This window comes from Liquorilactobacillus cacaonum DSM 21116, assembly GCF_001436735.1.
In the GTDB taxonomy this organism is placed as follows: domain Bacteria; phylum Bacillota; class Bacilli; order Lactobacillales; family Lactobacillaceae; genus Liquorilactobacillus; species Liquorilactobacillus cacaonum.
The window spans coordinates 131,663-144,905 of the sequence record NZ_AYZE01000015.1 but is presented as its reverse complement, the minus strand read 5'-3'; the positions used below and the strand labels follow the sequence as shown (position 1 = coordinate 144,905).

Genomic DNA, 13,243 nt, shown 5'->3' with positions numbered 1-13,243 from the left:
ATCGGAGGTGTTTTTTTGTGTTAAGAGCACAGAATGTTAATGGGAAACTTATTTGGGCTAATGAGGCACTATCAAAAGAAGATTACTATTGTCCCTCTTGTCATAAAAAATTGATTATAAAGAAAGGAAACTTAAAACAAACGCATTTTGCACATATTAAAAAAAATTGTGAGAGCTATTCTGAAGGTGAAACTGATGAGCATCTTAAGGGAAAACTTGAAATAGCGAACCTTTTTGAAAAAGCGGGATATAGGTCTGAACTAGAAAGTTACGATGAAGTACTGAGACAAAGGCCAGATATTATCATTCAAAATGAATTTAAGAAGAGTGTCATTGAATTTCAGTGTGCTGCACTATCGGTAAAAAAAATGAAAGAACGAAGTCTAGGTTATAAGAAGGCCAAAATAAACTTTCTATGGATATTAGGACAACATTATCTTTTAAAAAAGAAAATGACGCAACAAATTGCAAAGTTTCTTCTATGGCGTAGTTCTTTAGGATATTATTTAATTTATTATTTAACGAGTAAAAAGAAATTTAGGTTATTGTATGGAATTCAACAAACTGATTATTTACCATTAAAGTATAGGACACTCGAATTTAGCTCAGTGGTATCATTAAAAGAGTTTTTTGTACAAGGTAATTCAGTTCGGTTTCTCAAAATAAGTAATGGTGAAAGAGTAATCCAGTTAAAGGCTTTTGAGATAGAAAAATTAAGGAGTCAGGGAAAGTTTAGAAATATTCAAATCAAATGGTATTTAGTTAAGCAAAAAATCGAAAAATTTAGAAATTTATATTTTTCTAATAACTACTCGCCGCCAATTTTTGTTACTAAAGAACTTTATTGGAAAAACGAAGTCATCTATTTATTTTTTGAAAAAAAAGTTAGTTCGGACCAGCTTTATTATAAAGCAATTTTCGAGTGTGAAAAATATATGTTTGAAGTTCCTATTATAGATAGGGAGAGAATCGCTAGAACGCATGTAAAAATATTTTTAGATAGTCTAAAAAATGGTAGATTAGATTGATACCATATATTCTATTGCATTCTAACTTTAACTATGATTCTATTAATTAAGACAAACTTGTTGGGAGGAATTAGAATATGGGAAAAGAATTAAAAAAAATTAAAAAAAGAAATGAGATTCCTGATGAATTGAAGTGGGATTTAACTAAGGTCTACAAATCAGAAAAAGAACTTACTGCCGAGCTTGATGAGATTCAAAATGAAATTAAAAAGGTTGATGAATTAAGAAGAACGTTAGCACAAGGTTCAGTTTTTTTGAAAACGGCATTAAAACATTATTTTAAAATTGAACAAAAGGTAGTCAAGACTTATGTATTCGCAAGTATGTTGAATGATCAAGATACAAATGATAAAAAAAGTCAGGGACTGTTTTCACAGGTACAACAGATGTATGCAAAATTTGCAGCAGCATTTTCTTGGCTTGAGCCAGAGTTGTTGACATTGAGTGAAGAAAAGTTAAATTCGTATTATGAAAATGACCAAGAATTATTAGAATACAAAAAATATATTGAAGATGTTTTAGCAAGAAAGGACCATTTATTGTCCGATAAAGAAGAAAAAGTTTTGGCGAGTGCTTCTGATATTTTTTCAACTCCAGAAAATATTTTTGGAATACTAAATAATGCCGATTTGAAATTTCCGCAAGTAACAGATGAAAAAGGAAATATAGTGGAATTATCGCATGGATTGTTTGAAAAATTACTAGAGTCAGATAATCGAGAGGTTAGAAAAAATGCATTTCAAGCACTTTATAAAACATACGACCAATTTCAAAATACTTTTGCAGCTGCACTAGCAGTAAATGTACACATTCATAACTTTCAAGCAAATATTAGAAATTACCCAGATGCAATATCGGCGGCTTTAGAATCCAATAACATTCCGATATCGGTATATGATACATTAGTCGAAAAAGTGAATGATAAACTTTCGTTATTACATCGATACATTGAGATAAGAAAGGAATTATTAGAACTTGATTCGGTTCACATGTACGATTTATACACTCCAATTACAAAATTACCTGATCAGGAATATAATTATGAGAATTCTAAAAAAATTGCTTTAAAAGCATTAAATGTATTTGGTGATGACTATACTCATGTAGTTAAAAAAGCATTTGAAAGTCGTTGGATAGATGTTGTTGAAAATGTAGGAAAACGAAGTGGAGCATATTCTTCCGGAATGTTTGAAACACCACCATATATTTTACTTAATTGGCAAGATAATTTGGAAAGTCTCTTTACCTTAGTTCATGAGATGGGACACAGTATGCATTCATATCTTAGCAATCATAATCAACCATATCAATATAGTGATTACTCAATTTTTGTGGCAGAGATTGCTTCAACAACCAATGAAAATATTTTGACACAGTATTTACTTGATAATACCGATGATTTAGAATTTAAAGCATCTATTTTAAATCATTATTTAGATGGATTTAAAGGAACGGTATATCGTCAAACACAGTTTGCAGAATTCGAAAGATGGATTCATGATCAAGATAAAGCGGGGTTACCATTGACTTCACAGGAGTTGAATAATAAATATGCCAATCTAAATGAACATTATTATGGTCCAAAAATTGTAAATGATCCTGAAATTGCGTTAGAATGGTCGAGGATTCCTCATTTCTATTATAATTTTTATGTTTATCAATATGCAACAGGATTTGCGGCAGCAAGTGCACTAGCAAAAAAGATTTCTAAAGAGGGCCCAAAAAGTTATCTTAAATTTTTAAAATCAGGAAGCTCAGAGTTGCCTATAGAAGTTGTTAAACAAGCAGGAGTAGATATGACGAAACCTGATTATTTAGATGATGCTTTTGCAGTTTTTGAACAACGATTGAATGAATTAGAAGGAATTCTAAAGAAAATAAAAATAAAGCAAAATAGGAATTAAGGTAAACGTCAAACTTAACGAAATTAGGCCGAAATAAAAATTGCTAAGGTTAATTAACCTAGATATATTTGTAAACTAATAGAAGAGATTAATGAAATCATTTTTTGACTTTCATTAATCTCTTCTATGCTTGTAAGGCTTATGATATGGCCCTGTTCTTTTGCTATAATAGCCTATTGAGTTTTTAAATTGTGTGTAACGATGTGATAGGTCCTTTATGAGACTTATTATTTTTGCATAACATTAGCTCACTATTTAGTTTGCCTGAACATAAATCCTCGAGCATATTGTAGGAAGAACAATCTGTCAAAGAAACTCCAAAATCGATACCTTTTAGATTATACAAAACCATTGTCGGATGATTGGAAACATTCATTTCGGCAGCCATTTGTTGATCTCTTTTAAATGATTCAATTGTAAAATCGGAATAACGATCAGCCTCAAACATTTCAGTATCAATTTTTAATGAAGAAAGTACATCCTGAATGACATCGTTTGAATATATACGATGATTATCAAAAATTTGCGCTTGAAGGTTTAATAAGAAGTTACAGCCATGATTTTTTCCTTGAAAAAGTGCAGCTTTGTAATCTAAAGCTGATTGATAGATATCGTGAAAAACTTTATTTCTTATATCGAGATCGTTCAAAGGTAAATTATGTTCAACTAAAACTTTGGTTACTGTGTTCAGATTTAAAAAAGGAATAAATCTGAAACGGATCTCCGTATCAAGTTTGTTTACAAGTTTGATAATATTTTTTTCTGATTGGTAAGATTCTTTTCCGACCGGGTTAATAAATAAATACATTTCTAACACAATTTTTCCCCCATATAAATATACGTAATCTCTCTTATTGATATATGCTAACCTAACTTTAACAAAAAAAAAAAATAATTCAACCTTTGTGCTTGTTTTAATTAAAAAATTAAAATTTGAATTTAGTTGCAATTATTACGTTTATATGAAAGGTGTGGTAAACTTTAGGAGATAATTTAACTAGAGTTAGAGGGGATTTTTTTGGAAACAGATTGGACAAGCTTTTTATTGCCTTATAAAAAAACTACTTCAGAACTGAAGTCAAAGTTCATTTCATTACAAGAAGAATACAAATTATCAGGGCAACATGTCCCAATTGAATCTGTAACTGCCAGAGTTAAACCGCGTGAAAGTATAATTGAAAAAATGAACCGCCGTAATATTTTAGAAAAAAACCTAGATGTAGAAATGGAAGATATTGCTGGTATCAGAGTTATGTGCCAATTTGTTGACGACATTTATCAATTAGTAGAAGTAATTAGAAAAAGAAGTGATTTGGTTGTTATTGAAGAAAGAGATTACATTGCAAATGAGAAAGAAAGCGGGTATCGATCTTATCATTTAATAATAAAATATCCAGTTCAGTTATTAATAGGTCAAAAAGAGATTTTGGCGGAAATTCAAATTAGAACGCTAGCAATGAATTTTTGGGCAACAATTGAGCATTCTTTAAATTATAAGTATAAAGGAAAATTTCCTGAATAATTGGGGAACAGGCTTAAAAGAGCAGCAGAAGCGGCTTATCAGTTGGATCAAGAGATGTTTGCCATTCGAGAAGAAATAAAGGAAGCACAACAAGAATTTTCTTATCGTCGAAGAAATGAAAAGAATTGATTTATTAAATTGTTTTCTTTTACAATGTAGTCGTGAGATAATGTATTTTAGGAATTAACTTAACGATGGAATTAAAAAGAGGTTGACTATGAAAATCGCGATTTTTGCAAATGATGGACGAGAATCATTGAAGGTGAGTCAAAAACTCAAGAAAAAATTTGAAGAAACTCATTTTATTATGGATGAAAAAAACCCAGATATTGTTGTAACTATCGGTGGAGATGGAACTTTGTTGGCAGCATTTCATAAGTATGAGTATATTCTTGATACTGTTCGATTCGTTGCTGTGCATACTGGTCATCTTGGTTTCTATACTGATTGGCGTGATGATGAAATCGATGATTTAGTTATTAGCTTGCAATCAGATAACGGCCAGTCTGTTAGTTACCCTTTACTAGACATCAGGATTAAATATGAGAACCAACAACGGCCAGTTAATTTGTTAGCGTTAAATGAAGCTACATTGAAAAGAAATAGTGCCACAATGGTTACTGATGTGTTTGTGGGTGGGGATTTGTTTGAAAAGTTTCGGGGAGATGGACTTTGTGTTTCTACGCCTACAGGTTCAACAGCTTATAACAAGTCTCTTGGGGGAGCTGTTATTCATCCAAACTTAAAAGTTTTACAAATGACAGAAATTAGCTCAATTAATAATAAAGTTTTTAGAACTCTTAGTTCTCCAATGATAATTGCACCCAATGATTGGGTTACATTAATTCCTACAAGAGAATGCGATTATATTTTGACAGTTGATCAAGATAGTTATCATGGTCGAAGAATAGAACAGATTAGATTCAAAATATCTAATAAGAATATTCACTTTGCCAAGTATCGTCATATGCAATTTTGGCAAAGAGTCCAAGATGCATTTATTGGGGCAGAGTATGCAAATTAGTTGGTCGTATGATGGGGAGAGTCCAATAAGTGTAAAGACTTTTCTAAAACAAGAAGGAGTATCACGAAGATTATTAGCATCAATCCGTTTTAACGGTGGAAAATTACTTATAAATGGTAGCGAAGGAAGAAAAATTGATAAGATGGTTAACGGGGATGAATTAGTAATTAATTTACCGTCTGAAAAAATTAGTTCTTTTCTTGTGCCTTCATTTGTACCAATTAGTATTTTGTATGAAGATCAAGACTATTTGGTTGTTGATAAACCAGCGGGTGTAGCATCAATCCCATCAAATTTACATAAGGAAGATTCACTTGTTGCAAGAGTGTTAGGATATTATCGAATTAGAGGATATAAAGGAATTGGACCACATATTGCAACTCGACTTGATCGTGATACTTCGGGGATTGTGCTATTTGCCAAGCACCGCTATGCACATGCAATGATTGATGAGCAACTTAAACGACATAAAATTAAGAAATTTTATTATGCAATATTGCAAGGAAAGCTAATAACAAAGCATTTATTAGTAAATTTGCCAATTGGCAGAATGCCAGGTTCACTTGTAAAAAGAACAGTTGTTGAAAAGGGGAAATCTGCAAGTACTGAATATTGGAAAATAGCAGAGTTTCAAAAATATAATGTTTGCAAGGTTCAATTACATACAGGGAGAACTCATCAAATCAGAGTACATAGTGCATTTTTGGGGATGCCACTTGTGGGGGATACATTATATGGGGGAAGTAGTCAGTGTTCGTTGCAAAGGCAGGCACTACATTGCCAACAGATTACTTTTTTTCATCCTTTTTTAAATAAAGAATTGACAATTAAAAGTGAGATTGCAGCTGATATGCAAATGTTTATTAATAATAAGATTAATATCAAGGGGTGATTAATTCATGGGAGATAGAGAAAAAAGAGATTCATATACAAAGGAGCAGATTGTTGAGTTATTAGATCAGCAACGGGCTACAAAGTTTCGCGAGCAATTTTTAATGCTTCATGTGTACGAACAGGCTTTGGTCTTTGGTGGCTTAGATGAAACAAATCGTTCACGTGTATATCGATATCTCACTCCTGCTGAATTAGCTGATACATTCAATGCAATTGAAGAAGAGCCTGAAATTGTTGCACAATATTTTCAAGAAATGTCAACAAAATATGCGGCTGGGGTAATTTCTGAGATGTATACAGATAATGCTGTTGATATTTTAGCATATGTAGATGCAACAAATTTAAATAAATATCTGCGATTACTTCCCCGTGAAAGTGCGGCTGAAATAAAAGAAATGCTGCATTATGAGGATAAGACTGCTGGGGCTATTATGGCAACTGAATTTGTCAAAATAGTCGTTAATCAAACAGCTAGTTCAGCATTGCATGTTTTAAAAAAAGCTGCAGTGGATGCTGAAACCATCTATTATTCTTATGTTGTAGATGATGATGATAAGTTAATTGGAGTGGTGACACTTAGAGATTTAATAGTTAGTGATGATGACTTATTGATTGAAGAAATCATGAATAATCAGGTGATGTCAGTAAAAGTTGATGAAGATCAGGAAAATGTTGCAAAAACAATTCGTGATTATAATTTTTTAGCGATACCTGTAACTGATTACGATGAAAAGATGATTGGAATTATTACTGTTGATGATATTATTGATGTTATTGATGAAGAATCTGCAGAAGATTATTCGGGACTTGCTGGTGTTAACACAGAAGAGGTATCTAATAATCCGTTTAAGTCTGCCTCAAAAAGATTACCGTGGCTTGTAACGTTACTTTTTTTAGGGATGTCGACAGCAACATTAATTTCACATTATGAACAATTGGTAAGTGAAGCGAGTATCTTAGCGGTGTTTATCTCATCTATCACTGGTACTGCGGGAAATGCAGGTACGCAAAGTTTGGCGGTTGCAGTTAGAAAACTTGCCTCTAAAGACGATGAAGAAGGACTTGTTAGAACGATTATTACTGAATTGTTGACGGGTCTTATAATTGGTGTAACCACAGGATTAACAATTTTTATAATTGTTGGAATTTGGAAGAATAACTTTGTTTTAGGATTCGTAATTGGGTTAGCTATGATGTGCGCAATTGTTGTGGCGAACTTAGCTGGCAGCATTATTCCAATGGCAATGGATAAAATGGGTTTTGATCCAGCGGTTGCTTCAGGTCCATTTATTTCAACATTGAGTGATTTAACTTCTGTTTTAATTTATTTCAATATTGCAAGCTTTTTTTTGTCTTTCATTGTTGGAAAATGAAAGATGTATCTTAGAATTAGAATGACAGTAAATCAATATAGATTAATATCATACTCTTCTTTGTTTGGAGTGAACTGTTGGGGAGCATTTTTGTTGAAATTAGAATAGGGAAACGATGTCTTGTGCAGAGAAATATAAGTATGCTACAGTCATTATTCGCGGTATTTAATACGTCTGCATATATTGCAGTTACAATTCTTTTTGGAGATGGGATTAGTGGAGTTGCGATAGGCCTAATGTTATTAATCTCATTTATAATGATTTTTCTTTTGCAAAAAAGTTTTATTCACGGTGTCGACGAAGGCATAAGTATTTTTGTGCTAGCTACTGTGTTACTGTTGGTCTTCCATCTTGTGGGTACTTATACAGTTTATTGAAAGAAACAAAAATAATTAAGAGTATGAAAAAGGGGTTAGGCCAGAAATTAAATTTTTGGCCTAACCCCATATGGTATAGTCTCTTTTGTAACGAGCTATATCTTATTTTGACTCAATTACTAAATAATCTATATACTTAATTGAAACGAGCAAACGAAACACAAACACCTTCTGGAACAGGGATATCTTTTTGAAGTAGCGTAAGGGTACCATCTGTACTAGAACGTTCAAAAAGAGTAGCGTTGTCAGTATTTTGATTGGTAACGACCAAAAATTTTTCGGTAGCATCTAATGCAAAGTCACGTGGGAACTCACCTTCTGTTGCTGTATAGCCAGAATGACTGAGTGTGAAGTCAGAATCAACTTTGAATATGGCGATTGTGTTATGTCCACGATTGGAGACATAGACAAACTTACCATCAGAAGAGATACGAACTGCTGCAACTCCATTATTAGCCGTATCAAAATTATCTGGAACGGTTGGAAGTGTTTGGAGCAAGCCAAATTTACCTGTTTCACTATCATACGATAAGGTTGATATATTGCTGCTGAGCTCGCCTACTAAATACGCAAATTTACCATTTGGATGGAAAACAATATGACGCGGTGCAAAGCCAGGAGCTGTTACAAAGGTAGATAACAAGGTTAATTGTCCATCTGTGCTAATGTTATAGATATGAACCTTGTCAGATCCTAAATCACAGACAACTAAGCGCTTATCCGGAGTCAAATCAGTAAAGTGGACTCTTGACGTATCTTGTTCTGGTAATGGACCATGACCTGTTAGTTTAACTTCATTAACGACTGTTAATTTTCCAGCTTTATCAACTTTATAGACTGTAATTGTTCCTTTATGATAGTTTGCGGTAAACACTAGGCCACGTTCAATATCTGTACCAACATAACATGGCGGTGCACCAACAGTTGTCTGAGTATTGACAAGTTGAGGACTTGTTTTACCAGCAAAACTAGCAATGCCACCTAATTCGTTTTCTTTAACAACAGTAAAAGTTATTCCGGTAGAAGTGCTTTGTAGATAGGTAGGATTATCAATTTCAATAAATAGCTCCGGAGTGGATAATTCTTTTTTGTCTTCATGGAGAATTGCTTCGTAGATTCCTTTTGAAGTCTTTTTAGTGTATGTGCCGAATAAAATTTTTTGAGTCAATGTATGTCCTCCTTTAATATACTTCTTATAATTTAAAGTATATCATATCTTATAAAAACGGTAACAATTACTTAGTATAGTTCGCCCACAATGTGATACAATAAATAGAGACAAACACTTAGCGGAGAAGGGGTTAGTAGTATGTTAGAAGCAAAAGTTGTTGAAATTGGACCAGAAGCTATCTCAAAAGATGATCCATTGATAATTCTTTTTGACGAAACTGCATCAGTTCAACTAAGACGTGTATCTGTAGTACAACATTTTTTAGATTTAAATAGTGAAGAAAGAAAGCTTAAGAATTTAGAGAAGATAAGTATTGATAATCAAATTTATGAAGTAAAACATATTGGTGAGTTGGTTCAGAGTAATATGGAAATGATTGGGCATGCTACTTTGTTTTTTGAACCAGTCCCTGAAGAACCACAACATAGTGGGATATATGTGAAACCATATAAGTTACCAGATATTTCAGTTGGAAGTGTCATTAAATATTATTAAATTTAATTGTTTTGTATAAGTATAAAAAGAGCTAGGTTAAATATGTGGCAATCCCCTATAAATTAGTAATCTAATTTCAGGATTGTTACAAAATAACCTAGCGTTTTTTGTTATATTTTGAAATGAATTTTAATACTAGATGTTATCTCCGTTGAAAATTGAATTCTTTACAATTACATAATCTACTTTTCGTAATGAATTCAATTCTCGGCCACCTGCATAAGAGATGGATGATTGTAAATCTTCACGCATTTCACGTAATGTATCTGCGATAGGTCCGCGATAAGGAACAAGCACTTTTTTTCCTTCAACATTCTTATACTGCCCTTTTTGGTACTGTGATGCAGAGCCAAAGTATGTTTTGAATTTCTCACCATCTTGTTCAATAATATCACCAGGACTTTCTTGGTGACCAGCAAATAATGATCCAATCATACACATTGAAGCTCCAAAACGAATTGACTTTGCAATATCGCCATTATGACGAATTCCTCCATCGGCAATAATCGGTTTACTTGCAGCTTTTGCGCAGAGACGAACAGCAGCTAGTTGCCAACCACCAGTACCAAAGCCGGTTTTGAGCTTTGTAATACAGACTTTACCGGGACCAATTCCTACTTTTGTTGCATCTGCACCAGCATTTTCAAGTTCACGAACACCTTCGGGAGTACCAACATTACCGGCAATGACGAAGGTACCAGGTAATTTAGTTTTAATGTACTTAATCATGGCAATAACTGTATCAGAATGGCCATGTGCAACATCAATAGTAATATATTCAGGTACAGTTTTGAGCGTAGATAGTTCATCAATTAGTTTATATTCATTTGGTTTTACACCAACTGAAATTGATGCAAAAAGCCCTTTTGAATGCATCATTTTAACGAAGGAAACTCTTTTAGCTTCTTCAAAGCGGTGCATTATATAGAAATAGCCATTTTGAGCTAACCAAATAGCAAGCGGTTCATCAATTATTGTTTGCATATTTGCAGGCACAACAGGAATTTTAAAAGTCAAAGGGCCAAACTTTACAGTTGTATCAACCTCTGAACGACTTTTAACAATACATTTATTAGGTACAAGTTGGATATCTTCGTAATCGAATACGGACATTTTAAAACCCCTCATTCTTTATTGAGCGTATAATTCGACAATGGTGTTTATAAAAAAACAAACACAGAATAAATTACATCATTATGTTATAAAAGTCAAATTAAAAATAAGCAATATCATCCCATTATTCGCATTTTAAGTATGTAAATGACTAAATGATTGATTCGGGTTATAATAAAAACAGTGCAGTATGGCAAGGAGTATATGATATGGCAAAAAAAGAGAAACTAAAAAAGACAAATGATGAAAGAATTCTTGATCAGCATCATATTGACTATCAAGAAATTTCTTTTAATTGGTTGGAAAAAGGTGTGACAGCTTTAAATGAAGCTAAAAAAACTGGTGTGGCAGCTCATAGTATTTTGAAAACAATTGTTCTAAAGGGTAGTGAAGATGCAAATGATTACTTAGTTGTTTGCTTACCGTTAGAATTTGAAATTGACTTGAAATTAATTGCTAACCAGTTAGAAAAGAAACAAGTACATCTTGCAGATAATAAAAAATTAATTAATATCACTGGCTATGTTCATGGTGCAAATACACCAATAGGTATCAATATACGAAAAGGGTTTCCAATTTATTTTGATGAGCGTATTAAAGATTTTGATGAAGTTTCAGTATCTGCTGGGAAAATAGGTCGTTCTGTACGATTGAAGCAAAATGATTTAGTGCGCCTTGTTTCAGGCGAATATTTGAAAGTTCAATAGAAAAGGAATAAAAATTTGAAAAAAATCGAAAAAAAATTAGAGTTTGTTGCGCAACACAAGGATTTATTTATTTGCCCAGTATGTAAAAAAAAGTTTGCTGAAACGAAATCCTATAGCATAGTTTGTGTGAATGGGCATACCTTTGATTTTTCCAAAAAAGGAACGCTATATTTTCTAACGCATCCTATCAAAAGTGATTACGATGATGACCAAATGTGGAATTCACGAAAAGAAATCCAAATTGCTGGTTTTTTTGAACCAATTGTAGAAAAAATAATTTCGATTATTGGGAATCGACAAAATCAGCGGATATTGGATGTTGGTTGTGGGGAGGGGTCTACCCTTTCGTATATTGAAAATCAAAGACAAGGCAAGCAAGATACAATGATAGGATTTGATATTTCAAAAAGGGCAATAAATTTAGCTGCACAGCGTGAAACTGATGCTTTTTTTTGTATTGCTGATCTCGCACAGCTTCCATTTGACCAGCATATATTCAATGTCATTATCGATATGTTTTCCCCATCATCGTATAGTGAATTTAAGCGTGTACTTGCGGAAGACGGAATATTAATCAAAATTATTCCAAACAGTAATTATTTGGTTGAATTAAGACATTTACTGTACGATGAAGGCGATAAAAATTATTCGTATAGCAATCATAATGTAATTAACTTAGTTAGGGAAAACTATGCAGATGTCGAAGTTGAGCAATTAAAATATACTTTTGAATTAACTGATGAATTGTTTGAAAATTTATTGTTTATGACTCCACTTCATTGGGGAGCTAAGAAACAAAAAATGGATTATGCTCTCACAAATAAGTTGAAAAGCGTAACTATTGATGTTTCTGTTTTAGTAGTGAAAAACAAATGAAAATTAATTTTTTTGTAAGAAAACCTTGAAAACGTAATAAGAGCATGCTAGTATAATGATAAGAAATCGGTTTTTAGTGATTATCGATTTTTTCGTTAGTCATTACATAATTGTACTTCATTTAACGTAGCTGTTCGCCGTACCCATACCGAACAGTTACGCTTTTTTTATTGAGAAAATACTTATTTAGATGGGAAGTATAAAAATGACAAATCATATTGTATTGTTTGAACCTTTAATGCCAGCAAATACAGGTAATATTGCACGAACCTGTGCAGGGACAAACACCGAATTACATTTAATTGAACCACTAGGTTTTTCAACTGATGACAAGTATTTAAAAAGGGCTGGTCTTGATTATTGGGATAAGGTAAAAATCACGTACCACCAAAATTTACCAGCATTTATGAAGACACTTGGAGTTAATGATGAATTATATTTGGTTTCAAAATTTGCGACCAAATCATATGCACAGGTAGATTATACAGTGTCTGGCAAGGATCATTATTTGTTGTTTGGAAAAGAAACTACAGGATTACCTGAGCCATTCATGCGTATGAATATGGAGAAATGTATTAGGATACCTCAAAATGACAAAAATATTAGAGCACTAAATTTGTCCAACAGTGCTGCAATTACGATTTTTGAAGTTTTGAGGCAACAGAATTTTCCTGACTTGGAGCAGACACACTTGTATGAAAATGATAAGTTGAAATAATTATATGGTCCAATACCTTTATTGTCAGAAAGTGAGGTGAA

General features: G+C 32.7%; 13 protein-coding genes and 1 pseudogene. 11 read left to right on the top strand and 3 right to left on the bottom strand.

The genetic code is table 11. The features are described 5' to 3' along the window. The first annotated feature begins 17 nt into the window (after window positions 1–17). Together FC80_RS07355 and pepF are read left to right on the top strand one after the other, a co-directional pair. On the top strand, window positions 18–1,028 hold the full coding sequence (locus tag FC80_RS07355; protein ID WP_057829495.1) for a competence protein CoiA: 1,011 nt from the start codon (window positions 18–20) through the stop codon (window positions 1,026–1,028). A 77-nt stretch (window positions 1,029–1,105) separates the two neighbouring features. Continuing rightward, on the top strand, window positions 1,106–2,932 hold the full coding sequence (gene pepF / locus FC80_RS07350) for an oligoendopeptidase F (protein WP_057829494.1): 1,827 nt from the start codon (window positions 1,106–1,108) through the stop codon (window positions 2,930–2,932). A 184-nt stretch (window positions 2,933–3,116) separates the two neighbouring features. Here pepF and FC80_RS07345 read toward each other — a convergent pair whose 3' ends face one another. Then, entirely contained in the window at window positions 3,117–3,740 is a 624-nt protein-coding gene (locus FC80_RS07345) for a DsbA family protein (RefSeq protein WP_235807260.1), read from the bottom strand. A gap of 210 nt (window positions 3,741–3,950) precedes the next feature. On the opposite strand from FC80_RS07345, the pseudogene FC80_RS07340 reads away from it, so the two are divergent. From FC80_RS07340 to FC80_RS07320, 5 genes and pseudogenes are all read left to right on the top strand, one after another. After that, window positions 3,951–4,583, top strand: a pseudogene (locus tag FC80_RS07340) (GTP pyrophosphokinase). A gap of 88 nt (window positions 4,584–4,671) precedes the next feature. Then, the gene (locus FC80_RS07335) at window positions 4,672–5,478 is read left to right on the top strand and encodes an NAD kinase (protein ID WP_057829492.1); all 807 of its coding nucleotides are present in this window, start codon (window positions 4,672–4,674) and stop codon (window positions 5,476–5,478) included. Continuing rightward, window positions 5,468–6,370: an RluA family pseudouridine synthase gene (locus FC80_RS07330; RefSeq protein WP_057829491.1), complete on the top strand. Its 903-nt coding sequence runs from the start codon at window positions 5,468–5,470 to the stop codon at window positions 6,368–6,370. Before FC80_RS07335 ends, FC80_RS07330 begins: the two co-directional genes overlap by 11 nt. 7 nt (window positions 6,371–6,377) lie before the next feature. Beyond that, window positions 6,378–7,745, top strand: a complete 1,368-nt coding sequence (mgtE, locus tag FC80_RS07325) for a magnesium transporter (protein ID WP_057829490.1) — start codon at window positions 6,378–6,380, stop codon at window positions 7,743–7,745. A gap of 140 nt (window positions 7,746–7,885) precedes the next feature. Further along, complete coding sequence (locus FC80_RS07320; protein WP_157055603.1) at window positions 7,886–8,122, top strand: hypothetical protein; 237 nt, start codon at window positions 7,886–7,888, stop codon at window positions 8,120–8,122. A gap of 136 nt (window positions 8,123–8,258) precedes the next feature. On the opposite strand, the gene FC80_RS07315 is transcribed toward FC80_RS07320, so the two are convergent. Then, entirely contained in the window at window positions 8,259–9,290 is a 1,032-nt protein-coding gene (locus FC80_RS07315) for a lactonase family protein (RefSeq protein ID WP_057829488.1), read from the bottom strand. A gap of 141 nt (window positions 9,291–9,431) precedes the next feature. Here FC80_RS07315 and FC80_RS07310 point away from each other — a divergent pair, with 141 nt between their 5' ends. Then, on the top strand, window positions 9,432–9,788 hold the full coding sequence (locus FC80_RS07310; protein ID WP_057829487.1) for a PTS glucitol/sorbitol transporter subunit IIA: 357 nt from the start codon (window positions 9,432–9,434) through the stop codon (window positions 9,786–9,788). Window positions 9,789–9,923: 135 nt separating this feature from the next. On the opposite strand, the gene FC80_RS07305 is transcribed toward FC80_RS07310, so the two are convergent. After that, window positions 9,924–10,901, bottom strand: coding sequence for a GMP reductase (locus tag FC80_RS07305; protein WP_057829486.1), 978 nt, complete (start codon window positions 10,899–10,901; stop codon window positions 9,924–9,926). Between the two features lie 209 nt (window positions 10,902–11,110). Here FC80_RS07305 and FC80_RS07300 point away from each other — a divergent pair, with 209 nt between their 5' ends. The 3 genes from FC80_RS07300 to FC80_RS07290 all read left to right on the top strand — a co-directional run bounded on the left by FC80_RS07300 (window position 11,111) and on the right by FC80_RS07290 (window position 13,202). Next, on the top strand, window positions 11,111–11,608 hold the full coding sequence (locus FC80_RS07300) for an aminoacyl-tRNA deacylase (protein WP_057829485.1): 498 nt from the start codon (window positions 11,111–11,113) through the stop codon (window positions 11,606–11,608). 15 nt (window positions 11,609–11,623) lie between these two features. Continuing rightward, on the top strand, window positions 11,624–12,484 hold the full coding sequence (locus FC80_RS07295; RefSeq protein WP_057829484.1) for a methyltransferase domain-containing protein: 861 nt from the start codon (window positions 11,624–11,626) through the stop codon (window positions 12,482–12,484). 205 nt (window positions 12,485–12,689) lie between these two features. Then, a complete protein-coding gene (locus FC80_RS07290; RefSeq protein ID WP_057829483.1) occupies window positions 12,690–13,202 on the top strand; it encodes a tRNA (cytidine(34)-2'-O)-methyltransferase in 513 nt (170 codons plus the stop codon). Window positions 13,203–13,243: the final 41 nt, after the last annotated feature.